Consider the following 26,422-nt stretch of genomic DNA (forward strand, 5'->3'; position numbering starts at 1 on the left):
TTGTATAAACCCACAATGGAAGTTCCGTTTCATTAAAAGGCAGGTTTAGTCCTGCTTGCTAATCCGATCGCAGCGTTTTGACAGGGTTTGCCAGTGATGCTTTAAAACTACGGAATCCGACCGTCAGCGCCGCGACCAGCGAGGTGATCAGGATTGCCAGGGCAAAAATACGGGCGCCCGGCTCGATGTGATAGGCAAAGTCACTTAGCCAATCCTGCATAACCCACCAGGCCAATGGAGCCGCCAGCAGGAAAGCAATGAACAACAGGGCCAGAAATTCCTTCCCGAAAAGCCAGAGGATGCTCGACGTGGAAGCGCCTAGTACTTTCCGTATGCCGATTTCCTTGGTTTTCTGAGCCGCCATGAAGGAGACCAAACCGTATAGCCCCAGGCAGCCCACCAAAATGGCCACCGCAGCAAATACCTGAATGAGCCGGAGCAGCATGTTGTCGACCCGATAAAACCGCTCGATCTCCTCATCCAGAAAATGGTAAGTGAAAATCGAGGAGGGATAGCTCCTGATCCACGCTTTTTCCAATCCGGAAATCGTGGGCACGATGTTGGCGAGGTTTACTTTTATCCCACAGCTACTATAATTTTCGCTGCGTGTGGTCAGGCAAAGTGGTTCGATCGCACTGCGCAGGGAGCGGAAGTGAAAGTCCTTCACCACACCGACGACTTTTCCCGGTTTTCCATTGACCGTCGCCGTTTTGCCGATGGCATCCTGCATGGTTGCCAACCCCAGCGATTTTACGGCCGATTCATTGAGCAGGTATTCGCGGATGGTATCGGAAGGGCTTAGGTTCCTTCCGGCCAATACGGGTATTCCAAACATGGGAACATATTGATGATCAGCGGCTTTCACGGAAATGGAGAAGTCTTCTGCTTCCGGACGTGAATCGAATTGAATACTTGTGTGTCCTATCGTTTCGGTGGCAGGTGGGGTGTCAAAAAAAGTGACCTTGTCAACACCTGCCAGTTTGCTGATCTCATCTCCCAGTGCAGTGGTTTTCGATTTCTGATTGTCAGGGACCGGCAGGATTATGACCGCATCCTTTTCGAAACCCATATTGGCTTGTTGGGAGTAGCGTAATTGGTTCGTAATAACCAGCGTACCGATAATGAGCAACTGAGAAATGGCGAACTGGCCCACCACCAGCCCTTTTCTTAATGAAATGCCGGTGGGTGATTTTTGGGTCGATTTGCCTTTCAGCGCCAAAACAGGTTGCAATCGGGCCACGATCAGCCCGGGATAGGCGCCGGAGAAGAAGACAACCGTCACCAGCAGGATACCGAGGAAAGCAATCAGATAGCTATCGTTGAATGGGTTGATCATCAAATCTATCTCAAACCATTGGTTAACAAATGGTAATGCCAGATATGCGAGCCCGACCGCGATCGCCAAAGCCAGCGTGGCGATAACAGAAGTTTCGGTCATGAACTGCCAGAAAAGCGATCCCCGCTGACTGCCCAGCGCCTTCCTTACGCCAATTTCCCTTGATCGCCCCACGGCCTGCGCGGTAGCCAGATTCACAAAGTTGACGCAGGCGGTCAGGATCAGGAAGAAGCCGATCCAGGCGAAGGTTCGGAGGTGCTTTTTATCGGTTTTTCCGCGCAAATCCATGTTAAAATGTATATCGGCTAGCGGCTGTAACCTGAAACGGAAGTATTTGGCCTGCTCTTTATTGTAATGGGCGTTGGAAATAGCCGGGAGTATACTCTTGTCCACCCCGGCAGCAGATACGCCGCGTTTTAACCGCACAAAACATTGCATTTCCTTGTTGACGCTGAACCACCAGTCTTTCTCTACCATCCAGGGACTATGATCTTCCAGGTTATCATAGGCAATGAAAATTTGCGAACGGAAATCTGTATTCGAAGGAAGGTCGCGAAGCACGCCGTTAACCCTGACCACCAGCGAATCATCGATCCTGAGCAGTTGCCCGATGGGATCCTGGCTACCGAAATATTTACCGGCGATTTGCGCAGTGATCACGGCGGTGTTGCGGTCTTTCAGTGCAGTTTGCAGGTTACCTTCTACCAGCGGAAAATTGAAAATGTCCAGGAAATCCGGATCCGCGAATGCAATATCTTCTTCAAACTTCTTCTGCGGGGATAGCGAAACCACCCTTTTGGGCAAGAATGCGATCCGTCCAATTTTTTCAGCTACCCCATAACCCGTCCGGAACGCCTGGCCGAGCGGGTTAGGCACACCGGTATTGTAAATGACCTTTTCGCCATGCATTTCTGTGTAAATGCGATAGATCCGGTCCTTGTCCGTGTGGAATCCGTCAAAACTCAGATGATATTTCACCAGCGCGAAAATCAGAATGGCGCAAGCAATGCCCATACTCAGACTGACCGTGTTGATCAGCGTATATGACTTCTGGCGGTTTAGTTTTCTGAACGCGACTTTGAGATAATTGCTAAGCATGGCCGTTGGGTTGGGTTTTGAATAAATGGCAGTGTTTTTTGATTGGGCCGATCGAGCGGTTTCGCGCCAAAGCCTGGGATGGATCAGAAACAATACTTCCAGCATGTATAGCAGGCGGGCCACGGTGTAGCCGTATCGCCTCCCACGTTTTTGGAACAGTTCGTACAGATCGCCCAGGATCTCTTCACGGATGTGCGAAGCCGCCATCCATTCTACCAGTCGCTCTGCCCAGCGCGGCGGATTCCGATGAGGCGGCTGATCGATGTGCATTGGCATAAAATGTATATGTTTTCTTTTTGCATAGCAAATCCGACGCCAGCATGGGAAAAAGCCCCCAGGTAGTTGTAAGCCTTATTTTTTGAAATTGTAACCTGAGGTAATTGTCCGATTCTGGCCGACAAATTGTTCGGAACTGGACACCGGGGACATTAACGGAAATTTAATATAACTGCCTGCCATGATCATTTAACTTTGCCAAAAAGTGCCGGTTGATGACACATATGCTCCGGCTGCCTATTCAATTTCTTATGAAAACTATTTTAAGCTTGATTTTAGCGCTGGGTTTACCGGCTTCTCAATTTGTCGACACCGACAACCTGCCGATCAACCAGATACAGGTCATTGGTTCACACAACAGTTACAAGCAAGCCATAGACCCGGCATTGTTCAAGGCATTTGAGAAAAAGGACTCAGTTTCGGCGAGTAAAATCGATTATGAACACATTCCGATCGTCGATCAGCTGAATATGGGGCTCCGCAATCTTGAAATCGATGTTTACGCAGACGAAAAGGGGGGGCGGTATGCACATCCGAAAGGGCTCGACATGGTCCCGAACCAGAAAGCGTTCGATCCGGAAGGTAAAATGAAACAGCCCGGATTCAAGATCCTGCACGTTCCTGACCTCGATTTCAGGAGTCATTACCTCACTTTGAATGACTGCCTGGAAGCGCTCCGAAAATGGTCGGAAGCACATCCGGACCACACGCCTGTTTTTATCACATTGGAAGCCAAAGGCCGTGCTACCCCAAACAGCGAACTCGCCTCATCGGAGATTTTCAATAAAGAGGGTTTTGATGAACTGGATAAAGTGCTGATGGAAAAGCTGGGTTCAAACCATATCATCACGCCCGACAACGTGCGGGGGAAATACGAAACGCTGGAAAAGGCGGTACTCAGTAACAATTGGCCAAAAGTGAAGAATGCAAAGGGTAAATTTCTGTTCCTGCTGGACGACCGTGCGGCCAAAAGAGATATGTATGTAGATGGCCATCCTTCATTAAAAGGGCGCGCGATGTTCGTTTGCGCGGATCCGGGCACACCCGAGGCTGCGATGACGATCCGCAACAATCCGAAAGATCCTGAAATCGCAGGTCTAGTGAAAAAGGGCTACATCATCCGTACCCGTGCCGATTCGGATACCCGGGAAGCCAGAAACAATGACAAAAGCAGCTTCACCGCCGCCTGTAGTTCCGGTGCGCAGATCATCACCACCGATTACTACCTGAAAAGCACGCACTTTCAGTCCGACTATTCGGTGAGTTTTGACGGTCGAAAGTATTTCCGGGTGAACCCGTTGTTTGCGGTGAATTGACCGTAAAGCCGAAAAGCCAGCGAATGACAGTGCATCGCTGGTTTTTCGGCTTATGATTCCTGCCTATTCGCTTCGCAAACTTTTTAATGGGTGACGGGGTATTTCCGTCTGCTGATTCTTTCTGCTCAGGATTTATCCCAAACTCCCTCCAAAAGCTGTTTTAGGAATGTCGGTCCAAAGGTCGTTCCGGATTCTCCGCGCCTCCTGCAAAGCTTGCTCACCGGCAACAGTGACAGTAAAAAGCCGTTTGCGCCGACCGCCGCGTTCGGGCGTCGACTCGCCGAAACGGGAATATACCAACCCTTTTTCTTCGAGCCGCTGCATGGTCCGGTGTACCGCTCCTAGGCTCATAGGCCGGTCGAGCCGCTGGCCGAGTTCTTCTATGACCGACGCGCTATATGCATCGTCATAGAGCAATGCAATCGTCAATAGTACGATCTCTTCAAATTCTCCTAACTGTGAGCCTTTCATCACACATACATTTATCCTACTCACTTGTATAGCAAATGGCTTGCCAATTTTTAAAAAGGCTCTGTACTGCTTGAAATGCCTTTTTTGGAAGTTTGTAGATTGACAAGTGTCCATAAACGGACATCATCCGTGCGATCGGGAACAAGTTAAAAGTTCGGTTATTGTCTGTTACGTTTAACGAAGCAAATGTATTAATATGAAGAAAAGATAGTACTTTAAGGATTCGATGTTGATTGCGTTCAAGGGAATTTACGGCGATCAAAGTTTAGCTACATGTAAGGGAGAGTAAGTCAGATCTGTTTTCAGTTTTGTAGGTTTTACCAAATCCTGTGAAAGCACCAAGCCTTGTACTAAGCGTATTCATTTTGTTGTGCACGTCGGCAAAAGGCCAGCCGGGCGCGGCCCGACCTAGCGCGGCCCGACCTTACGTAGCATGGGTGAAACATTACGGCCCGGAAAACGGGCTGGCTCATCGGGAGGTGAATGCTATTTTCCAGGACCGGCAGGGGTTTATGTGGTTCGGCACCAGGTTTGGGCTTAGCCGGTTCGACGGGAAGACCTTCACCAATTTCACCAAAGACCGCAACGGACTTGCTTTCGATGATATACAATCCATTGCGCAGGATGCCGACGGGCTGTTGTGGCTTATGGGACCGTATGGCGAATCAAGAATCTCGCTCTTTAATCCATTGACTGGTGCAACAATTCCTTTTGAAAAGAAATTTGGTAAAAAACACATTGGCAGCTACTTAAACATTCCACAGCGTTTGGTTGGCAGCCCGGATGGGACAATCTTTTTCGCGAATCACCGTCCGGCTATTTTGTCGTCTTACCATCCCAAATCGGGCCTGAGGCATGTTCGCCTATCCCGGTTCCAGCAGGTGACGATTCGCCAGACAACCGTGCGCAATACCGTTTGGGCGATCGCCGATGGAAACGATCTGGTTGAACTGGACACGGACGGCCGGATACTCCGGCAGTTTCCACATTCGGAGGGGCTAATGGCCAGTTGCTTAGGACAACGCAACGCCGGTACCGAATTTTGTTATCTGACCGTCAATACGTCGGGCGAGGCTACCCATGCTTATTGGATTGATCAATCGGGTAACCGGCAAGAGCTTTCACGCGAGCAACGCCCGTCTTTGCCGCAGCAGCTTTTTCCCGTTTGTTATGCCTTCGATAAATCCGGCTTGATATGGGATGGAACACGTCTCCGGGACAGCACGGGCGTGATTTTGCTGGATATCAGCGATCAGCTTGCGGGTGAAGCGGTAATTAACCGGTGTTTTTTTGCGGATCAAAACGGCTCGATGTGGCTTGGGACAAGTTTTGGCGTGTATCAGGTTAAAGTAGCACCCAATTATTTCCGCCGGTTATTTTACAATGCCTCCTACACAGGTGAAAAAACAGCCGCCATTCGCGGAATCGTGGCAAGCGGAGACACCGTTTACGCCAGCTTTGAAAAATTCGGAATTTATGCGGGCAATGCAAATGATGGATCGGTCAGGAAAATACTGAGTGATCCACGGAATCCACCCAATGTGACCCTTACCAACCATTCGCCCGGTCGGTTGTTGGCGGGTGTGGGAAGTAGGCTGGTTGACTATGACAGGAAAACGGGCGCACAGACGGTGTTTGAATTACCCAATAACAGTACAATCTGGACGGTTCATCCGTTTGGGGCTGGCCAATGGTTGGCCGGCGGTCGCCTGGGGTTGTGGTGGGTCCATCCCGAAATGGGTCAGATTGAGTCATTTACGCGATACAATCAGTTTCAGGAGCTTGCCCAGTCGCATGTACTGCACATCGCACCCGACCGGAAAGGTACATTCTGGGTTTGCTCGGGAACCGGTTTGTACACCGTTGATCCGGTCAAAGGCATTACTGCCCGCTATTGGAGCGGAGGCAAAGGCCGTTTTTATTTGCCTGCCGACGCTTATGCATATTTTTATCAGGATCAAAACGGCTTTTACTGGCTGGGAACCTCCAACGCCGGGATGATACGATGGGATCGGCTTAGGAACAAGTACCGGCAATTCCGCCGCTCGGAAGGCCTGACCAATGACAACATCCACGCCATTTATCCAGACCGGCGCGGGCGCTTGTGGCTCAGTAGCGACCGTGGTATCATGCAGTTTGACCCGATACGCCTCACTACCCGGGCCTATTTCACTCAGGATGGCATCACCCATGATGAGTTTAACCGCATCGCACATTTTCAGGACAAAACGGGAAGGTTATATTTTGGTGGATTAAATGGCATTACCTCGTTTGATCCCCGGGACTTCGAAAACGAAAAGCCACCGGCCCCGCTGCCGATGCGCCTGGTTTCGTTTCGTCAGTTCGATCATTCCGCCAGTCGGCTCAAAGACAAAACGGAGGAGCTTACTAAGACGGGAAAGATTGTTATCAGGCCAGGGGAGCAAACCGCGGTGATTGATTTCACGATGCTGAACTTTACCGATGCGGAAAAGGACGTATATGCCTTTCAGTTACAAGGTCTGGATAATGCATGGACCCAGCAAACCGAGTCGTCGTTACGGCTGGGTAACCTGCCTTATGGGAAATACCGGTTGCTGGTTAAAGGGCAGGCGGCCAACGGGCAATGGTCGGCCAATACACTGGCGATCGGGGTCGATGTCAGGCGACCATTTTATCTGCAAGTCTGGTTTTTGGCCATAGCAGTATTGTTGCTGATGGCCGCTATCTGGGGATGGTTGAAATGGCGCATCTGGAACCATCGGCATGAGCAATTAAGATTGCAAGCCGAGATCAGGCAGGCGACCGCGCGCATCGAGCAGGATAAACAGGTGATCGAGCGCCAGGCGCGGTCGCTACACCAGCTCAATGAAGCCAAATCGCGCTTTTTTGCCAATATCTCACACGAGTTCCGGACACCGCTGACTGTTATTTTGGGTATGACTTCGGAGCTCAAACGTTATGGCCCCGATGAAGTAGTGGAGCGTAGCCATCGCACCGCCGACCTGATTGAGCGCAACGGAAGCAGACTCCTGCGGCTGATCAACCAAATCCTGGACCTTTCTAAACTGGAATCCGGCGCGATGTCCTGGCAACCCATTCGGGTTGATCTGATCAGGTTTGCACGTTATGTGGCAGAATCCTTTGATACTATGGCGGCCGCTAAGGGTGTTCAAATGCATTTCCATTCCGACGAACCTACGCTGGAAGCAGATTTTGATAAGGATAAATTGCAGGATATCCTGTCAAATCTGTTGACCAATGCGATCAAATTTACACCAACTGGCGGGCATGTGTACCTGCGTCTGACTAATGTTCACACGGAGGGCGGCACTGATGGCTCCGGCAGTGAGATCGGCCATGGAAACAATGGCTGTGGAGGGGCTCGCCAGGGAAGCGAAGATTTGCTCGGCAGCCAGGAATATTATGCAGCAGTTTTGCCGCTTTCACAGCCGGATGGGGAATGGATTTCAATCCACATTTGCAATACAGGCCCGGGCATCGAAGCTGATAAGGTACCCCTGATCTTCGACCGGTTTTTCCAGGTTCCCGGTCAGTCAGCGACCGAAACAGGCGGGACCGGAATTGGCTTGGCACTGGTGCGGGAACTGGTGTCGCTGATGCAGGGAGAACTGGGGGTGCGAAGCGCACCGGGCCGGGGAGCCGAGTTTGTGGTGCGTTTCCGGCGCACGCGGCAAGCCCCATTCGGATCATTGCCCGTGGTTGAGCCGGTTGCCGTTAGCCCGCACATGCCGGATGCCACCGGGATCATCGATGAAGTGGCTGAGGAAAAGCCTGTTCTTCTGCTCGTGGAAGATAACGAGGATGTAGCCGCCTACATCGTATCCGCGCTGAATACCGATTATCGCATTATCCGGGCCGGGAATGGTCAGGGAGGCATAGATTTGGCTTTGGAAGCCATCCCGGACCTGATCCTGACCGACGTGATGATGCCTGTTAAAGATGGTTATGAATTATGCGATACGCTGAAAAATAGTCCCGCGACAAGCCATATTCCCATTGTGATGCTAACGGCCCGGGCGGGAGTGAGCGACAGGATCAGCGGACTCCGGCGGGGCGTCGACGCATATCTGACCAAACCGTTTCAACGGGAGGAGTTGCAGGTGGTGCTGAGCAATCTGCTTCAATCCCGCCGTCGGCTATGGGCGCATTATGGTCATCGAATGATGGAAATGCAGGAGCCGGGACTTCCGCCTGTTGAAGAAAACGAATCTTTGGAAACTTCGTTTTTGCAGAAATTGCGCTTGGTACTAGAGGCACAGTGGGTGAACAACCCGTTGTCTATGGAAGCCATTTGCCACCAGATCGGGATGAGCCGCTCTTCGCTCCACCGCAAGATGGTCGCCCTCACGGGCATGTCGGTCACCCGTTACGACCGCTCACTCCGCATGGCCCAGGCCCGCCACTTGCTCACAACCACCCCGATGAGCATTTCGGAAGTGGCCTATGCGGTCGGATTTGAAGACCCGAAGTATTTTACCCGGTTGTTTTCCGAAGAACTCGGTCAGTCGCCGACCGAATTCCGGCGTCTGGGACAGTAGTCCACCTTTTTGGGTGTGTAGTCCACCTGTGCCCTTGCGTTCTTCCGTAAGTTTGTCCTGCACCTAAACTATATCATTCCAATGGCAACAGATCAGGCTATTGAACCTTCTCCTGAAAGCATCCTCCAGATGGGTACCGGCTTTTGGGCATCCAAAGTATTGTTGACCGCCGTCGACTTCGACTTGTTTACCCTGCTGGCAGAAACCGGCCCGCTTACCGCAGGCGAATTGAAACAAAAACTGGACCTGCATTGCACCGACCGGCACCTGTTCGACTTCCTGGATACGCTCACCGGATTGGGCTTTTTAAACCGCACGGGTATCCTGGAAACTGCCAGCTATTCCAATTCGCCCGATACCGACTTGTTTCTCGACATGAAAAAGCCAGCCTATGTCGGTGGAATACTGAAAATGCTAAACAATCGCCTCTACGGTTTCTGGGGAACGTTGGAAGAAGGGCTGAGGACCGGAAAGCCGCAAAATGAAGCAAAGCAGGGAGAGAACCTGTTTGACGCCATTTACAAATCGCCCGAACAGCTGGAAAACTTTATGAACGCCATGAGCGGCATTCAGGTAGGGGCGTTTATGGCTTTTGCTCAGAAGTTCGATTTTTCTAAATACAAAACGCTGACCGATGCAGGTGGTTCGAGCGGCTTGCTGTCGATGACCGTTGCCAATCACCAGCCGCACATGTCCTGCACGAGCGTGGATTTGCCGGGCGTTACCGCCATCGCGGAAAAAAAAATCGCTAATGCGGGTTTGAACGGCCGGGTGAAAGCGGTATCCGGCGACTTTTTTAAGGATCCATTTCCGGCCGCCGATGTGGTAGTGATGGGCAATATCCTTCATGACTGGGATGAAGAACAAAAGATCAGCCTGATGAGGAGTGCATACACCGCATTGCCGAAAGGGGGCGCTTTTATAGCCATTGAAAATGTCATTGACGACGACAGGAAGACCAATGTATTTGGTCTGTTGATGAGTTTAAATATGCTGATCGAAACAGGCACCGGCTTCGACTATACCTTACCCGATTTCAACCGGTGGGCCCGGCAGGTGGGATTCAGCTCCACCTCGCTGCTGCCCCTGGCAGGGCCGACTAGCGCGGCCATTGCCATCAAATAATGTTCAAAACCAACTAAATCAAACGAATAGACATGGAAAAGACAGCACCGGAAGTTTATGCGCAGATAGACAATGACCTTTACAATGAGAAAGGCGACCTTTGGTGGAACCCCGAGAATGTTTTGCACATCCTGAAAACGTCGGTGAACCCCTGGCGCGTAGGTGTTGCCACCAACGCTTTAAGGAAACTCAACTTTGACCCAAAAGGCAAAACAGCCCTTGAAGTAGGCAGCGGCGGGGGAATTCTGACCGAAGAAATTTCGAGAATGGGATTCATTACCACGGGCATCGAGCCGGCAGAGGAGTCGATCCGTACCGCTGCGGGCCATGCGAAGGCGATGGGGCTCGACATTACGTATGATCAGGGCACCGGCGAGCGTCTTCCTTATCCCGATGCGTCGTTCGACTGCGTGTTTTGTTGCGATGTCCTGGAACACGTGGCCGATTTGCCCAAGGTAATTTCTGAAATTTCCAGAGTGCTCAAACCCAATGGCGTTTTCCTGTATGACACCCTCAACAGAACGTTTATCAGTAACCTTGTAGCCATCAAAATATGGCAGGAATGGAAACGGTGGGCATTTATGCCGCCTAACCTCCACGTGTGGAAAATGTTTATCAAGCCCGAAGAAATCAAAGGACTTTTAGCCAAAAACGGGTTCGACTGGAAAGAACACAGAGGGTCCGAACCCAATGTATCCATCCCCAAAATGCTGGGGTACCTCCGAAAACGCGTGAAAGGGGAGTGGACATTTGCGGAACTTGGGCAGAATTTCTGGTTGGTAGAGAGCAATGATATGAATATACTTTACGCGGGTTATGCCGTGAAGAGGTAGGGGGTGGTCTACTCGCTACGCAAACTTTTCACCGGGTTCATCAAAGCCGCTTTGATCGTCTGAAAACTGATCGTGAGCAGCGCAATGGCCGTCGCCAGCATGCCCGCAAGGGCGATTACCCACCATTCGAAGTTCGTTTGGTATGCGAAACTTTGCAGCCAGCGGGTCATGGCGTACCAGGCGATCGGTGCTGCCAGGACGATCGCGATCAATATCAGTTTCAGGAAGTCGCGGGAAAGCAATGTAACCACGCCGGTGACTGTTGCGCCTAGTACTTTACGCACGCCGATCTCTTTGGTGCGCTGTTCGGCCATAAAGGCGGATAGCCCGTAGAGTCCCAGACAGGATATGAAAATCGCAAGTCCGGCAAATAAGTTGAAGATACCCCCCATCTGCTGCTCAGTGCGGTAGAGGTTGTCAAGGTCCTTGTCCAGAAAGCCGAATGTGAACGGATAGGCGGGGTTGAGTTGCCGGTTTATCTTTTCCAATGCCAGAATAGTTTCCTCGTTGTTGTCAGGTTCCGTGCGGACCATCACGACGCCTCCCCATTTGTTGAGCCGTAGTATCAACGGTTCCATGGCATATTGCAGTGATTTGAAATGAAAATCTTTGACGACGCCTATGATTGTCCCTTTCTCGTCGCCGAATGTAAGGTTTTTTCCTACGGCATTACCCAGGTTCAGGCCCATGATCTGCATGGCCTTTTCATTGATCATATAATTGGAACTATCACCCGTAAACGTACTGGTGAAACCACGACCAGCCAGCACCTTAGTTTTAAAAACATCGACAAAATTTTCATCCACATTCAAGTTGGGGAAAACGACCTGGTTAGGGCTAGTTTGCCCATCCCAAAAAACCTCGATCGTGCCGGAGATAAGAGCTGTGGGCAGGTCGGAAATAATGGAAAAATGTTCGGTGAAGGGATTTTGGGCCAATGCTGTTTTCAGGGCCTGCTGTTTTCCCCATATTTCACCGGTCATCGGCATGTAAAGCAGGTTGGATTTATCAAAACCCAGGTTTCGTTTTTTGATAAAATCCAATTGCCTGTAAACTACGGTCGTTCCGACAAGCAGCACGATGGCGACTACAAACTGCGTGACTACCAAAGCATTCCGGAAAATCAGGTTGCCGCCGGCTACTCTCATCTTGCCTTTCAGCACTTTTACCGGCGCGAAGCCCGAAAGGAACAGCGCAGGATAACTGCCGGAGATCAGGCCGGTGAGCACGGCAATGCCTACGAGGCTCATCAGAATCTTGCCGTCCAGCAAATGAATCGCCAGCGTTTTCTCAGTCAGCATGGTGAAAATGGGCAGCATCAGGTACACGATGCAGATCGCGATGAAAAGGGAAAGAAATGAGAAGATCAGCGACTCGCCCAGGAATTGGAAAACGAGCTGATAGCGGCCGGCGCCCACCACTTTGCGCAGTCCCACCTCTTTGGCCCTGCGTTCGGAACGTGCGGTGGCGAGGTTCATGAAGTTAATACATGCTACCATCAGAATGAAGATAGCAACCACGAAGAATATGTTGACATACTGAATGTTACCATGGCCCGGGAGGTCGATCTGCAAGTCGGAATGCAAATGGATATCGGTCAGAGGCTGTAATTGAAACCCGACATTGAGTGCCTTTACGTGCTTCTTGTGAATGTCGACGATCCGTTTGGCCAGCTTTTGCCGGGCAGGGATAGAGGCGGCCGCCTGGTCGTCGAGCCGGAAGTAGGTATAAAAATTGAAGTTTCCCCACGTATCTGTTTTCAGGTCCCAATCCGTTTTGGCGAGGGTTTTCATCGGAATGATGAAATCAAACTGCAAATGGGAATTGGAGGGCGTGTTGGCCAGTACACCCGCAACGGTAAAATTTTCCTTGTTGTTGACGCGGATCGTTTTGCCGAGCACATCCTGGGTGCCAAAGTATTTTTCGGCCATTTCTTCGGTGACCAGCAGTGCGCCCGGATCTTGCAGGGCAGTTGCCGCATTGCCTCTTAAAACTGGAAAGGAGAAAACCTGCAAAAAATTGGAATCGGCGAAAAAGACGCGTTTTTCTTCCAGCTTCTTTTCGCCCACTTCCAGCAGCATGGTAACAGGTTTGCTCAATCGCGTGCCGGCTTCGATCTGAGGCAGTTGTGTTTGAAGTCCTCTGGCCATTCCCGCCGGGCTCACGGCCGCTCTGAAATCGCCGGCATTGCAGGTCAGGCGGACAATCTGGTCGGCGTGCTTATGAAACCGGTCGTAGCTGAGCTCGTTCTGCACCCACAGGAGGATCAGTATACTGCAAGCCATCCCGATGGAAAGCCCGGCAATGTTTAACACCGAATAGGCCTTTTGGCGGACGATATTCCGCCAGGCGATCTTAAAGTAGTTCTTTAGCATATCAGGGTTCAGAAAAAATGGTTGATCGTATGAGGTTTTACTTTTTCGTTTTCGCACAAATGGCGGGATGACCGACATCACATTCAGGAGGTAGCGCAGAATAGCCCTGCTTCTTCCGGAACGGGCATACCAGTATGTATACAATTCGTCCAGGTCGCCTTCCACTTCCTCGATCGTATTTTGCGGGTGCAGCCAGCGAAGCAGGGTTTTCGCCCACTGCGGCGGTTGTGGTGTGTTCATAGGGTGCTCGTTCTCAAAGTATTGTCGGGCATTAATTGCCAAAGCTTGTCGCGCATTTGCTGAATATCGGCCAGTGCCCGGTTCCCCAGTGCCGTTACCCTGAAAAGGCGCTTCCGCCGACCGCCACGTTCGGTGGTCGCACCGCCTAATTCTGAGCTCACAAATCCTTTTTCTTCGAGGCGGATCAATGTGTTGTGAACCGCGCCAAATGTGACGACCCTCCCCGCATGCCGCTCGATCTCCTGGCTGACGGTCACCCCGTATGCCTGACCGTCGAGGATAGCGATCATCAGCAAAACGAGTTCTTCAAATTCCCCCAGATAAGTTCGTCGCATCAGCACGATGATTAGTTTATATTTTTTAGTACAAATGCATGCCACCGCGCGAAAACGTGCGACGCATTGCCTGCAAGCCTTTTTTCGCTGTTTTAGAAAAGAAGTTTTGTTCGCAAAAGGACGTAAAGTGTCCGCTAACGGACAACCCGAATGGGTGTCTGTATTTAAATCCTGAACCCTATGGAGAGGTAACCTGTGCGCCCGTCGCTTGGAATAATACCAGGCCCCGGAAAGCCCAATGCGCGGCGTGTGAAGTAATGTTTATTGAGCAAATTGTTGACGCTCATACTAATGCTGAATTTGCTCAAACGGTAATTGGCTGTCCAGTCAAACAGTTGATAGGCAGGGACTTCACCCACTAGGCCGTCGGCGGTGTGGGGCGAGTTGTAGGCGTCGGAGTATTGCATGCTGGTGTAGGCCGTCTGAACAGTCGTGCCGAAACGGCCTCTGCGGTAGGTAATGCCCGCCCGCGTAATGAGTTTGGGTGCAAACTCCACCTGCCGCCCGACGATCAATGTGGTCAGCAGCGGGTTAATGGCTTTTGTATACTGGGCATCGGTGTAAGCAATGCTTGCAAACAGGGAAAGATCGCCCGTTTCCTTGTGCAGCGCGAACAGCCGGAAGAAATTGATTTCACCATAAGCTTCCACGCCCCGGCTGCGCGAACGGCCGACGTTGGTGCGGTAGCGGATCACTTCCAGGCCGTCGTCGCTGGCTTTGCGAATGATACCGATGCGGTTGTTATAATCCAGATAATAGGCGCTCAGGTCGAAATGGAGCCAATCTTTGTGGTGCCCGCGAAAACCAAGATCGGCATTGAAGCCGGTGACGTCTTTCAGGTCGGGATCGACCTGAAAGTTGGGCGTTCTGACCTGAATATCAGAGAAATTGACCGGGCTGTAATTTTGGGAAATATTAAAGTAAAGCTCCGCTTTCTGCGTCAGTGCATAATTCACGCCAATCCCGAATAGCGGAAAAGCACGCGTTTTCGATTGCCTGCCGGGCACATTAGCACCGGTTTTCTCCTCGATGCTGTACCCGCGGGCATTGGTATTGATGTATTCCATCCGAAAGCCTGGCGTTACCGTCCATTTGCCGCTCAGCCAAAGCACATTCTCGATAAACAGCGCGGCATTGTGGGAGGGAAACAGGTAGTCGAATTCGTCTACCTTTCCGGGATCGGGGAAATGGAATTCGGCATCCTTGCCGGTGAAACCGGTACCTTGTTTCTTCCGCGTATGACCCTGAAAGTAACGTGCGCCGGCCAGCATGGACGATACTTTTCCGGCCACGCGGTAACGGTGCAAAAGCCGGATTTCGCCGCCCCAGTTGCGGTAGTGGTCGTAAGAAAGCTGTCGGCGGGCGGTGGTATCGGTCTTGTCGCGCAGGGGATTGATAATGTTCCCGACGGAACCGCGACCAGCGATGAGCCCGTAGGCGCGTACATTCAGGCGCGTGGCTTCGCTTAATGCATAATCCAGATAAGCCGCCGGAATGGTCCATTGGGCTTTGAACCAGTTGCCATTGCGGTAACTGGCCTGCGGGTCGGCCTCGAATTGCGCGTCGGTCAGTCCGCCGGGCTGCTTCATGAGGTAATCCATGAATGTAAGTTCTGCACCGGCTTTAAGCTTGGGCGTAAGCTGCCACGTCAATGCGCCGTAACCTGCATTCAGGTTGAGATTAGTATTCGAACGCCAGCCATCGGCCTGCTTATGTTGGTAAAATGCATAATAGTTGACTTTCCCTACCTGTCCGCCAACGGCATTGAAGGAGTTGAAAACACCATAAGTACCGATCGTTTGCCGGGAGTCCAGTTCAAATTTTTTATCCGGATTTCCCTTTTTGAACTGAAAATTAAGCAAGCCACCAAACTGGGTGCCATACTGCAATGAAGCCGCGCCGCGCACGATCTCGATGCGGTCGATGGCTTCGGCGGGCGGCGTGTAGTAGCTCTCGGGATAACCGATCGGATCGGCGGAAATGTCGTAGCCGTTCTGGCGGGAGTTGAATTCCGTGGTGCGGTTGGGGTTCAGGCCGCGCGTGGCAATACCAAGCTGCACGCCATAGGAGTCGTTTTCGATAATATTCACGCCCGGCACGCGGGAGTAGATCTGCCTTGCGTTGTTGGTAGCCAGGTTGGCATTCAGGTTGTCGGGGACTACCACTTCGTTTTTCTTTCCTGCATAAATACCCATATTCTCGACATCGGAAAGGCGGCGCAGGCCATTCACGTCCGTTTTGGCATCCCTGATTTGCAGTTCTTCCAACTGCTTCACATCCTGCGCCCCAGCCATATGAGCCAGCAGGAAAATGCCGCATAATACACAGCTGTTTTTATATAATCTATTCAAAATCAATATTTTAATACAAAATAAAAAACTAATTTTTCCAGGCTGTGATCCATTGTTTAGGGGCAAAGCCGTCGCATACCCTGGCGAGGTCGGTCTGCGGGTCGATCAGCAGATTGCTCGGGTGCCCGTTCACCGAAGCATAGCAAACCGCCCGCACTTCCGTGTCTCCGACACCGTTTTCGAGGTAATAGTCATGGAGATAATGCGCGAATTGCAGGATCATATCCGGCTGAAAACTGCATTGCCTGGCTTGTATGCGGGTCAGGAACCGTTCGGGTTTCACGGTGAACTGTTGCCCGGTGCGCTTCACCTTCACCTCGTATTCCAGGGATGCATTTTTTTCCATCAGCATGATATTCCAGGCAAACCGGAAACCCTGTTCATGCCATAGTACATTGCCGCCATACCAGTAACTCCGGAAAGGCATGGCAAGCTGGAAAAGGAAGAAAATAGTGAGGGAGAAAATCAGGAGGGTGTTCGTGGCGGGCGGCAATCGTACATATGTGTCGCGTATCTGCGCTGCACTTGCGCCGGGTAAGAACGTGCGCAGGATATTGCGGTGAAAAGTTTCAGGGAAGAAAATGAGCGCGGTGATGAGCATCATCCAGGGGAACATCCCAATGTAAAACAGCCAATGTGTCATGAGGTGGAACACAACCACGACCATGTACATTGAGCCGTGCGTCCGTCGCCAGCTGAGCAGGAACGGTGCGCTGAGATCGAACAGCATCGCAAACCAGCTCAATGCAAATGCCACCCAGGCCTGCGTAAGCAACGGGCCTATGACCGGAAAATCCTGATTGGCCGAAAGCCATATCCGCAATGGTTGTGCTTCGAAAAGCCAGTCGTACCGGAGCTTGGCGACGCCCCCGAAAAAATACACCATACCTACCTGTGCCCGTAGCGCCCAGGACATCCACATGGCCGGCGGTGTTTGAATGTTGGAGAAAAAACGGCGGTCGAGCGAGCAGGCGGCGTGCATGGGCAGGAAGCACATAAGCAATGCGAGCAGGCTTACCTGGTAATAATGGTTGAGGTAAACGCTTTTGTCAAGCAGCTCCACGTAGGTGAAAAGCAGGAAAAATGTAACGATCGCAAACCTGTAAAACAACCCGAATGTAATGAGCAATGCCAGCACCGCGAGCAGGTAGAACACCGCGTGCATATACGGCCCCGGCAACGGCCTTATCCATTCAAATCCGTAGAAGGAAAAGAAAAATTGGGGTTTGATATAAAAATCCGACACCCAGCCGCGTGTGATGAACCGTACTTCTGCCACAAATAGGAGCAATCCAAAGGCGATCCGGAAGAATGCCAATGATTCTCCTGTGGTGGCCACGCGGCCTTTTCGGATCAGGCTTTGGATCGACATTTCGCCTAGTCGCCGTCGTTATCGCTGAATGTCAGCAACACGCCGAGGTTGTTGATCATATCCACTTCCATCATTACCTGAAGTTTTTTCACTTCGTCGTAAGCCGCGTTGACCTGGTCCTTCTGGGTAGTTACCGCCGTGCTCAGTGGTACGGTAATAGATTCGATTTTGGCATAAACCGTCGCAAATTGTCCTTTGATCTTCGCGCTCAACGCCTGGTCGCCCGATTTGGCACCCGCTTCGTCGAGGATATCGTCAATTCCCGGACCATCGGCGGCACCGGCGGCTTTGCCTGTAAAAGCATTTTCAAGCGACTGCACTTCGGCCTTTAACAGCGCCAGTGAGGCATTGCTCAGTGGTGCGTCCACCAGGCCCGGCTGGGGCGTACCGTTGTTCCGCTTCCCGATCGGCGCGCCCAGGCGTTCGTCCTTGATCGTGTACACGAGGTCGATCATCTTATTGGCCAGCACACCAAATGAGGAGTTGATATCGCGGCCATTGGCTTCGATGAATGTTTTGATATAATTGCCGCCGTCGGACTTCCATTTAGTAGTGACCGTCTCAGCCTGCTTTTGCAAATTGGCACAAAGCGCTTTGAGATAATTGCCCCGGCCGGCCCCATTGATCCCGGAATAGTTCGCCATGATCGCCGCATTGCCTGAAGTGCTGAACAGCATGTATTCAATGGCCCGAATGCCCTTCGATGCCGCACCGAGGCCTTCGATATAGGCATCGTCGACCGTACCGCCCGGCTGGCTTACTGCCTTTTCGATGGCGGTAGTGTTAAGGGTATTGAAATAAATGGACGACCCAAGGAAGTCATCATCAATAGGGCCCTGGGTAAACAAGGAAGCCGTTTTCCAGGCCTGTGCCATTGCGAGCCAGGCATTCTGGACGGCGGCCAGTTTGGTTTCGCTTTTGACATCGGCAGCATAGGCCGTAGCGGCTTCGGTGAGTGCCTTTGCATTGGTCTGGAATGCCTCAAATGAAGGAATGATCACATTGTTGCCGACATTTTGCAGCATCGCCACGCGCGAAGTCTCGTCGCCCGGATCGGGATTGTCTTTGGACGAACATCCCAGTACCAGTATTCCGGTAACCAATGCGTAAGCCAGTTTTTTGAATCGTTTCATGGTGGATTGCTATAGTGAATCGATGAAGCGTAACAATGCTTCCCGTTCGGTTTTGGAATAATTCATAAATGCCTTTTTTGATACCTCGGCCTCACCTCCATGCCACAGAATGGCCTCTTCGGCATTGCGTGCACGACCGTCGTGGAGCAGAAAAGTGTGCTTGTTCACGATGCGGATCAGCCCCAGGCCCCAGAGCGGCGGGGTGCGCCATTCGGTGCCGGTAGCTTCGAAGTCGGGGCGGTGGTCGGCCAGGTCTTCGCCCATGTCGTGCAGCAGCAGGTCGGTGTAGGGGCGGATTGTTTGGGCCGACAGATAGGAGGGAGAATTGGTTTTGCCGGTCAGCATTTTCGGTATATGGCAGCCGGTGCAATGGGCTTGGGCAAACAATTCGCGGCCTGCGAGCACCTGCTGGTCTTTCCAGTCGCGCCGGGCGGGCACGGCCAACGCACGGATGTAGAACACGACGTCCTCAAAAATAGAATCGGTGATCTCTGGTCTCCCGCCGTTGGGCAATGCACCATATTTGGCCAATTGGGCGGCGGTAAGGCCCTCGTTCATAAATAGCGGGGAAGTCACGCCCAGGTCGCCATTGAATGCGCTTCCGCTTTGCTGTTCGACGGTCGGTTGGTTGGCCTTCCAGCCAAAGCGCCCGAGTACTTTTTTGTTTTGCCTGAAATCCCAAACGTAATTGGGCCGGCCCGAAATGCCGTCATGACTATTGTCACTATCATCGGCGAACGAAAGGATGGTCTGCTCCGGCACGATTTCCAGCAAGCCCACACCCGACATTTGCGGCGCAATGCGTGGCGATACCAGCGTGCCGGTCATAGGGCCGTATTGCTGATTGGAAAATGTATAAGTGGGTTTTCTTAGCGAAAAGGGCGTGCCATCCGGATAAGTACCAGGCATTTCAGTGTAGGTTACGGCCACGTCACCCTCCGCCAATGCACCGATGACTGCTCTTGGATTGAACTGCTCGCCATAATTCGGATCGAAAAGCGGCCCGCCGTGCGCATCCTGGCCGGGTATCGAGAGGCGGAAAAGCAATGCCTGGGTAATTTGCTGGTCGGAGGCTGAAACCGGTGCGCCCCGGCCATCCTGAAAATGGCAGGCGGAACAGGAGGAGGCATTGAACAACGGCCCCAGCCCGTCGCGCGCGCTGGTGGAGGAAGGTGCCGTTACCCAGTTGTTGCGGTTGAACGAATTGCCGATCACAAAGCGGTCGACTTCGGGCGATGTCAGGCTCGTCAGCGCATTGCCGAATGCATTGGCCGTGTGGTCAAATACAGTCCCTTCCTGCCCGCCCGAAAACGCCTCGTCTTCCTCGGCAACCGGCTCGTTCTTCACATCGTCGTCATGTTTGCATTGAACGAGCATCAGGCCCACCAAGCATACCCAGAAACTTATTTTTACCCTGGTAATCACTTCAAAAGGGGATTATTTTTTTCAGGCAGCAAATGGCACCCCGCATGATCCGCGGGATGCCATTGCTAAGAATACATTGAAAATCAGTTGGTTTCCGGAATGCTCAGGTTGATCCCGATCGTGCTTCCGGCCAGGGTAATAAGGTCGGCCTGCGCACGCAGCGATTTGATAGCCGCCTCCATCGCGGGACGGGCGTTTTTCACTGCCTGGTCCACAGGGGCGGGTATGGCCTTCACAGCAGCCGTCGCGGCGTCCATACCGGTCGTGATCTGAGCATTGATATCGATGCTTTTTGCTTTCACAAGGTCGTCGATACCCGGGCCGTCCAGGGTGGTGCCGTCCACGCGTTTGTATCTGCCCAGATAAACATTGTAAATCCCCGCCTCGTCGTAAATGTAGTCGTTGTGGGTGTTATCGGAAAAGCACGAATGCTCGTCTTCCTGATCCTTCGACGCCAGGATCACGGTCATGCGTTCGCCGGAAAGCTCTCCTTTGGTCAGCTTACCCATGCCGAGCATCATGTTCGTCAGCGACTGAGTTACATTGGCCGCTGCCGTAAAATCTTTGCGGTAAGCGCCCGCAGTTTCCCATTGTGCTTTTACTTTTTCCAGATCCTTGACCAGCAGATCGGTCACTATTTTCAGGTACTGGGCGCGACGCTCCTGATTTTGCGCGGTTCCGCCTTTTACATAGTCGGTATAAGGACGCTTGCCCGCGCTGTCGTCGTACAGGTCTTGTCCCCAAAGCAGGAATTCGATCGCGTGGTAACCTACTTTTACGTCGGTATCCCCGTTTTTGCCATTGTCGGCCAACAGCACTTCCTCGCTGATCGTCGGGTAATCTTTGAGGTTATTGATCACACCCGCGAGGTAATTTATCCCACCGGGTGCTTTTTCCTCCTTCACGTAATCGATATAAGCCTCATCCAATGGCCATGAGTTGATCAGCCCTTCGAGATTTTCCTCGGTCCCGTCGATAGGGCCGTCGTAAAAGCGGAAAGCCTCGGTTTGCAGGTAAGGGACACGGCTCGCGAGCCAGGCAGCCTTGCTGTCTTCCAACCCTTTGGCGGTAGGGTTTTGCACGAATGCATTCACCTGCGCCTGCAAATCCTTTGCGAGCTTCCATGCATCGTCATAATTGGCCAGTACCAGGTCGGCGTAATTATTCACAACTTCCTGCGTGGTGACCGTAGGAGTAATGTTCTGATCGTCGTCATCGTCCGAATCGCAAGCCGCCAGGCACCCCAGCAGGAAAACAGGTATAATAAATCTCTTCATATCCAATGGATTTTGGTAAGGTGATTAACCACAAAGGAAAATATGAATAGATCAATTTAGACTAATTTCAAATAAAATTAATGAAATTTTAATCTGATGCCTGTAATGTGCATGGCTCACCCGGACATTAGGGCAACCTGAATGCCATGATAGATCCGGAAGGATTTCCTTTTGTTCCGCCAACGGAGAGCGCCACATATTGTTTGCCACCACTCATATAGGTGCTGGCGGTAGCATTGGCTATACCGGGAAGTTCGGTTTGCCATAGCAGCTTGCCCGTCTTTTTATCGAATGCGCGAAGTTTGCGATCCTGCGTGCCGCTGATGAAAATGAGCCCTCCGGCAGTGACGATCGGCCCGGCGGAACCTTCCTGGCCGGTTTCAGGCGCGCCGGTTTCACGACGTTTTTCGTCGTTTCCGAGCGTGATTTGCCATTCATAATCACCCGTAGAGAGGTTAATTGCGCTCAGCGTGCCCCAGGGCGGACGAAGCGCGGGGTTACCATTCGGGTCGCGGAAGTGGCCGTAGGCGGTTAGGTTCAGGTATTTGTCTGCTCCTCTGAGGGTCTGTCCGGTTTCCATTTTGGTTATTTTGCTGGAATTCTGCGGACGGTCGTACAAGAATGCGATAATGCCTTTTTCTTTCCCTTTGATGGCACTGGCGAATGCGGGCATCTTGCCGCCGCCTTTTTTGATCTTATCGAGCGCAGCTTCACGCGTCATGCGATTGCGCAGGCCGATGAGCGACGGATAGGTGGGCTCGTCGCCGTTTTTGTCCTTGCCATGACAGGCCACACAGTAGGTCATATACAATGTTCTGCCCTGGTCGTACACGGTTTGGTCTTTGGCTTCCTGTTCGAGATCCACTTTTTTCATTGACTGGATTTCAGGCGAGTCATTGGATTTAACAAAAAGTACCGTACTCGAAGGATCATAAGCCGCCCCGCCCCATTCCGCCCCGCCACGGGTACCGGGGAGCATTAGTGTGCCTTTCAGGTCGGGTGGGGTGAAAAGGCCTTCATAGCGCATGGAGCGGAATTTTTTCACAATCGAATCGTGACCTGCGTCGGTATAATGCGTCAGATCGGCCTCGGTCATTATTTGCCGGGCAAATGGCTTGGGTTTTAATGGGAACGGCTGGGTAGGGGAGGCGTGCTCGCCGGGAATGTTCGAGGCCGGTACTTTGCGCTCCTCGATCGGGAATAGCGGCTCGCCGGTTTCGCGGTTAAATACGAATACAAACCCGTGCTTGGTCACCTGGGCCACGGCGTCGATGTCTTTGCCGTCGCGTTTGACCGTCACGAGGTTGGGCGGGGCGGGCAGGTCGTAGTCCCAAAGATCGTGGTGGACGAGTTGGTAATGCCAGATATAGGCACCGGTTGCCGCATTCAACGCGACTACGCTGTTGCCATACAGGTTGTTACCCTTCCGATCGGCACCGTAAAAGTCATAAGAAGGCGAGCCCGTTGCGAGAAAAACGATGCCGCGTTTCAAATCGAGACTCATTCCAGCCCAGTCATTTACCCCTCCCGCATATTTATAGGCATCTTTCGGCCAGGTTTCGTAACCGGGCTCACCGGGCAGGGGAATGGTATGGAAAGTCCATTCCAGCTTGCCGGTTTTGCAGTTATAAGCGCGGATATAGCCTGGCTGAGCACCGTAAAGTTCCGAAACCTCGGCACCCATGATGAGTAAATCCTTGTAAACAATGCCCGGCGAGGTGGGGATCACCGAAATGGTTTCCGGGTCATCGCGCAGGCCGACATTCATGCTCACCTTGCCGTCTTTCCCGAAGGTAGGGATCGGTTTACCGGTCCGGGCGTCGAGCGCGAACAAGTTATCGCCCCCGGTGAAGAGAATGCGCTTATCCGGTTGGCCGGGCCGCGTTCCATCTTCCCAATAGGTTACCCCACGGCTCACCCCGCCGCCTTCCGCACCCTCGAACGGATCGAATTGCCAGAGTAGCTTACCGGTTTCCGCATTGATCGCATAGGCCCAATGCTTGGCGGAGGTGGCGTACATGATCCCATCGACGATAATCGGGTTGCATTCGCTGCTGCCGGCGCGTGCTTCGGCCTTCATATCTGCAAAGGAATGTGTCCACGCCGGTTGGAGTTGTGTTACATTGGATACATTGATCTGGTCGAGCTTTGAGTAGCTGGTACTTTCGGCATCGGCTTTGTAAATGCTCCACGAGCGATCGTCATCATTGCGCATCTGGTAAGCCACCAGGCCGGTGAATGCGGCAATAGCAGGAATTAGGAGCAGGTTTTTGTTGAGAAAGTATTTTTGAAATTTATTAATTCCAATCATAAAAAGGGAAGTTCAAGGCTCGAATAAGGGTTAGGATAGGGAAACGCCTGACGGCGTTCGGGTTACAAAAGACCACGGAATGGTCATTTTACTATGCCCCGCACATAGTCAGCGAGGCTGCGGCTCCCGGCAGAACGGTCGACAACAGCCGGGACTTTCCGGAGCAGCCAGGTGGTCGTCCAGCTGACCGAACTGCCGGGTTTGATCGGCAGGTAAGCGCCCTGGTGCTCGATTTCCACATAGCCGGAACCATTGACCGACAGTTCGCTGGCAAATAGCTCGACCTCACCCTCTTCGGGCGCGGTTTGTTCGAGGGTAATGTCGGGAAATTGCTTCACGAGCAGGCGGTCGCCGTTCAGTTGCGCGAGCCAGCCTTCCGAGCCGTCGGCGTAGATCTGCCGGTCGCCTTTCGCAGGCAATTTTTCTTTTTGATAAACATACCAAAAAACACCCTGCTGTACTTCCGTAGAATGCAACAGGCCGCCACGTGCCTTGTCGAGCCCGACGGGGAAAAACGCCGTTCCTCCTGTGTGTACACGCGTCACCTCCCAGGGCGCCACGCGCTGCTCCGCGTCAGACGCATTGCGGATCGTGTATTTGATGATAAACGACTGCTTACTAATGTTCCCGGAAATTTCTTTAATCACCACCAGCCCGGTTTTGCGGTCTTGCCGGCTGGTCAGCACCAATGCGCTGCCCTGTACCTTTGCTTCGTAAGGCTGGTTGTCGATTTCAGCGGAGGGCGGCCATTTCCAATCCTTTTGCGGACTGAACCAGAATGTGGAGCCCCAGTTGAAATCGTTGACGGTGCTATCGGTCAGAAAATCTTCACCATCCATGATCAGCGAGGTAATGCGGCCTCCCTTTGCCGGATTAATATGCATGACCTGTCCATCGAGTGCAATGCTGTACCGGCCATTTTGTGCTTTTGGGATGGCCCATTTCTGTCCCAATGATGGCAGGCATGCGATCAGAACGATGCATGCCGCCATGGTTAACCTGGATTTCAATGCGTCCATTCGCTAGTTCCAATCATTGGCAATGTCCGCCCCGAGCGCCTGGTTGGAGTTCCTTTCTGCGATGGGGATCGGAAGGAGCACGTGCTTATCGAGGAATGGCTCCTGGCCGGGTCCTGCCGGGTGTTCGGCATTCAATGTTTCTTTGGCAATACCCCAGCGGTTGAGGTCAAACCAGCGCGATTGCTCACCCGCCAGCTCGATCCGCCGTTCGCGGCGCAGGGCGGTGCGGGCGTCGGATTGGCTCAGTGTGGCCGGGTAGTTTTTAGCCATCACGCTGGGCCGGTTGCGCACCTGGTTGATGTAGCCGATGCCTTTGGCAATATCAGGGCTGGCTTTTTCGATGTGGCTTTCTGCGAGCATGAGGAGCACATCCGCATAGCGCATCACATGCGTATTAATGCCGCTCATCGGCGCTTCGGTGTATTTCTGAAACTCGTAAGGCTCGTACTTGCGGTAGCGATTGCTGTAAAAGTTGAACGGGAATGGGATCGGCCCCGCGGCACAATGGTCGCAGTATTCGGTATCGCCTCCGTTGGCTGCGCTGCCGTAGAAGGTCAGCCCGGCGCGTGGGTCGATGTAGCCTGCTGCACCGGTGGCCGGGTCGTTGTATTTATGCGCGGCTACCAATGCGTTCGAGATCGTAACGTTTTCCCAGTCGTTGAACCCATATTCCTGCGCCCGGCCGGTGTGAAAGGTCTTGCCGTCTTCGCCCTCCCAGCCACCGAACATATAATATTGGGTGTTGGAAGTGGTGTAGGTATGGTTCACCGCGAAAAGCACTTCGGGGGTATTGATATTGTCTTCGCCGAACAAATGGTCATAGCTGGGGTCCAGGGCGTAGGTAAATGGCGCGGCGGTCAGCTTGGTGAGCTCGGTAATGGCCTGGTCGTATTTCTTTTGGAACAAATAGGTACGCCCCAGGAAGCCGATCGCGGCACCTTTGGTAGCGCGGCCCAGCTGGTCGGCCGGGTATTGCACGGGCAGGTCGGGAATGGCGAGGGTAAATTCGTTTTCAACTACTTTCCATATTTCCTCCACCGATGCACGCGCTGCGGAGTTTACTTTTGACTCGTCGTAAGTCATTTTCAAAGGCACGCGGCCCCAGTTGGTCACGAGATGGAAGTATGCAAATCCGCGCAGCCAATGCGCTTCGGCAAGATACTGTTTTTTTAGAACCTCCTCCGAAGCATCCGCGGGTGTCCAGGTCTCTATCACTTTCAAGGCCAGGTTCGCGCGGAATACCATGCGGTACAGCGACGACCATAAGCCTACGATGTCCTCATTATTATTGGTAAAACTGTAATCCGTCAATTGCAGCTCGGTACCCACCAGCGCGCTCGACCGTTCGGCCTCGTTGGCGAGCAGGTCGAAGATGAAGTACCATTCGCGCGACATCATGCCCATGTGGCTGAACACCGTGTAGGTTGCGATAATGGCCTCGTTGAACTGTGTTTTGGTCTTGAAATAGGTTTCATCGGTGTAGGTATTCTCGTTCTTGACGTCGAGCAGGCTGTCGCTGCAAGCGGTAAGGAGCATCGCCGTACAGAGAAATAGCTTTATCCTTTTCATGTCTTTCTGTTTAGAGAAG

The 26,422-nt window shown here is 52.4% G+C and carries 16 protein-coding genes; 4 read left to right on the top strand and 12 right to left on the bottom strand.

All coding sequences use genetic code 11. The features are described from left to right. Nucleotides 1–58: 58 nt before the first annotated feature. Complete coding sequence (locus LZD49_RS20865; protein WP_234669583.1) at nt 59–2,710, bottom strand: ABC transporter permease; 2,652 nt, start codon at nt 2,708–2,710, stop codon at nt 59–61. A 251-nt stretch (nt 2,711–2,961) separates the two neighbouring features. On the opposite strand from LZD49_RS20865, the gene LZD49_RS20870 reads away from it, so the two are divergent. Then, entirely contained in the window at nt 2,962–4,026 is a 1,065-nt protein-coding gene (locus LZD49_RS20870; protein WP_234669585.1) for a phosphatidylinositol-specific phospholipase C1-like protein, read from the top strand. A 132-nt stretch (nt 4,027–4,158) separates the two neighbouring features. Here LZD49_RS20870 and LZD49_RS20875 read toward each other — a convergent pair whose 3' ends face one another. Next, entirely contained in the window at nt 4,159–4,497 is a 339-nt protein-coding gene (locus LZD49_RS20875; protein ID WP_234669587.1) for a PadR family transcriptional regulator, read from the bottom strand. A 329-nt stretch (nt 4,498–4,826) separates the two neighbouring features. Between LZD49_RS20875 and LZD49_RS20880 the strand changes: the two genes are divergently transcribed. The 3 genes from LZD49_RS20880 to ubiG all read left to right on the top strand — a co-directional run bounded on the left by LZD49_RS20880 (nt 4,827) and on the right by ubiG (nt 10,996). Beyond that, complete coding sequence (locus tag LZD49_RS20880) at nt 4,827–9,038, top strand: hybrid sensor histidine kinase/response regulator transcription factor (RefSeq protein ID WP_234669588.1); 4,212 nt, start codon at nt 4,827–4,829, stop codon at nt 9,036–9,038. Between the two features lie 81 nt (nt 9,039–9,119). Beyond that, complete coding sequence (locus LZD49_RS20885; protein WP_234669590.1) at nt 9,120–10,163, top strand: acetylserotonin O-methyltransferase; 1,044 nt, start codon at nt 9,120–9,122, stop codon at nt 10,161–10,163. A 32-nt stretch (nt 10,164–10,195) separates the two neighbouring features. Then, on the top strand, nt 10,196–10,996 hold the full coding sequence (ubiG, locus tag LZD49_RS20890; protein WP_234669592.1) for a bifunctional 2-polyprenyl-6-hydroxyphenol methylase/3-demethylubiquinol 3-O-methyltransferase UbiG: 801 nt from the start codon (nt 10,196–10,198) through the stop codon (nt 10,994–10,996). An 8-nt stretch (nt 10,997–11,004) separates the two neighbouring features. Here the strand turns inward: ubiG and LZD49_RS20895 are convergent, their stop codons facing one another. The 10 genes from LZD49_RS20895 to LZD49_RS20940 form a co-directional block, all read right to left on the bottom strand. Further along, a complete protein-coding gene (locus LZD49_RS20895; RefSeq protein ID WP_234669593.1) occupies nt 11,005–13,611 on the bottom strand; it encodes an ABC transporter permease in 2,607 nt (868 codons plus the stop codon). Further along, the gene (locus LZD49_RS20900; protein WP_234669595.1) at nt 13,608–13,946 is read right to left on the bottom strand and encodes a PadR family transcriptional regulator; all 339 of its coding nucleotides are present in this window, start codon (nt 13,944–13,946) and stop codon (nt 13,608–13,610) included. Before LZD49_RS20900 ends, LZD49_RS20895 begins: the two co-directional genes overlap by 4 nt. A 164-nt stretch (nt 13,947–14,110) precedes the next feature. Beyond that, nucleotides 14,111–16,297: a TonB-dependent receptor plug domain-containing protein gene (locus LZD49_RS20905; RefSeq protein ID WP_234669596.1), complete on the bottom strand. Its 2,187-nt coding sequence runs from the start codon at nt 16,295–16,297 to the stop codon at nt 14,111–14,113. A gap of 28 nt (nt 16,298–16,325) precedes the next feature. Then, nucleotides 16,326–17,669 (bottom strand): HTTM domain-containing protein, encoded by a 1,344-nt coding sequence (locus tag LZD49_RS20910; RefSeq protein WP_234669598.1) that lies wholly within the window; start codon nt 17,667–17,669, stop codon nt 16,326–16,328. Between the two features lie 5 nt (nt 17,670–17,674). Continuing rightward, entirely contained in the window at nt 17,675–18,802 is a 1,128-nt protein-coding gene (locus LZD49_RS20915; RefSeq protein WP_234669600.1) for an imelysin family protein, read from the bottom strand. Between the two features lie 9 nt (nt 18,803–18,811). Continuing rightward, entirely contained in the window at nt 18,812–20,227 is a 1,416-nt protein-coding gene (locus LZD49_RS20920) for a di-heme oxidoredictase family protein (RefSeq protein ID WP_234669601.1), read from the bottom strand. An 83-nt stretch (nt 20,228–20,310) separates the two neighbouring features. Continuing rightward, a complete protein-coding gene (locus LZD49_RS20925; RefSeq protein ID WP_234669602.1) occupies nt 20,311–21,504 on the bottom strand; it encodes an imelysin family protein in 1,194 nt (397 codons plus the stop codon). Between the two features lie 127 nt (nt 21,505–21,631). Then, the gene (locus LZD49_RS20930; RefSeq protein ID WP_234669604.1) at nt 21,632–23,815 is read right to left on the bottom strand and encodes a PQQ-binding-like beta-propeller repeat protein; all 2,184 of its coding nucleotides are present in this window, start codon (nt 23,813–23,815) and stop codon (nt 21,632–21,634) included. An 83-nt stretch (nt 23,816–23,898) separates the two neighbouring features. Further along, nucleotides 23,899–24,834: a DUF4380 domain-containing protein gene (locus LZD49_RS20935; RefSeq protein ID WP_234669605.1), complete on the bottom strand. Its 936-nt coding sequence runs from the start codon at nt 24,832–24,834 to the stop codon at nt 23,899–23,901. 3 nt (nt 24,835–24,837) lie between these two features. Further along, the gene (locus tag LZD49_RS20940; RefSeq protein ID WP_234669607.1) at nt 24,838–26,403 is read right to left on the bottom strand and encodes a RagB/SusD family nutrient uptake outer membrane protein; all 1,566 of its coding nucleotides are present in this window, start codon (nt 26,401–26,403) and stop codon (nt 24,838–24,840) included. Between the last annotated feature and the right edge of the window lie 19 nt (nt 26,404–26,422).

Source organism: Dyadobacter sp. CY261, assembly GCF_021440085.1.
Taxonomy (GTDB): domain Bacteria; phylum Bacteroidota; class Bacteroidia; order Cytophagales; family Spirosomataceae; genus Dyadobacter.

Bases quoted from the DNA above. Each gene is read 5' to 3' on its own strand.
- ubiG (WP_234669592.1), top strand. From the start codon at position 10,196: ATGGAAAAGACAGCACCGGAAGTTTATGCGCAGATAGACAATGACCTT.
- LZD49_RS20930 (WP_234669604.1), bottom strand. From the start codon at position 23,815: ATGATTGGAATTAATAAATTTCAAAAATACTTTCTCAACAAAAACCTG.
- LZD49_RS20895 (WP_234669593.1), bottom strand. From the start codon at position 13,611: ATGAACACACCACAACCGCCGCAGTGGGCGAAAACCCTGCTTCGCTGG.
- LZD49_RS20910 (WP_234669598.1), bottom strand. From the start codon at position 17,669: ATGTCGATCCAAAGCCTGATCCGAAAAGGCCGCGTGGCCACCACAGGA.
- LZD49_RS20885 (WP_234669590.1), top strand. From the start codon at position 9,120: ATGGCAACAGATCAGGCTATTGAACCTTCTCCTGAAAGCATCCTCCAG.
- LZD49_RS20900 (WP_234669595.1), bottom strand. From the start codon at position 13,946: ATGCGACGAACTTATCTGGGGGAATTTGAAGAACTCGTTTTGCTGATG.
- LZD49_RS20875 (WP_234669587.1), bottom strand. From the start codon at position 4,497: ATGAAAGGCTCACAGTTAGGAGAATTTGAAGAGATCGTACTATTGACG.
- LZD49_RS20925 (WP_234669602.1), bottom strand. From the start codon at position 21,504: ATGAAGAGATTTATTATACCTGTTTTCCTGCTGGGGTGCCTGGCGGCT.
- LZD49_RS20870 (WP_234669585.1), top strand. From the start codon at position 2,962: ATGAAAACTATTTTAAGCTTGATTTTAGCGCTGGGTTTACCGGCTTCT.
- LZD49_RS20940 (WP_234669607.1), bottom strand. From the start codon at position 26,403: ATGAAAAGGATAAAGCTATTTCTCTGTACGGCGATGCTCCTTACCGCT.
- LZD49_RS20915 (WP_234669600.1), bottom strand. From the start codon at position 18,802: ATGAAACGATTCAAAAAACTGGCTTACGCATTGGTTACCGGAATACTG.
- LZD49_RS20935 (WP_234669605.1), bottom strand. From the start codon at position 24,834: ATGGACGCATTGAAATCCAGGTTAACCATGGCGGCATGCATCGTTCTG.
- LZD49_RS20865 (WP_234669583.1), bottom strand. From the start codon at position 2,710: ATGCCAATGCACATCGATCAGCCGCCTCATCGGAATCCGCCGCGCTGG.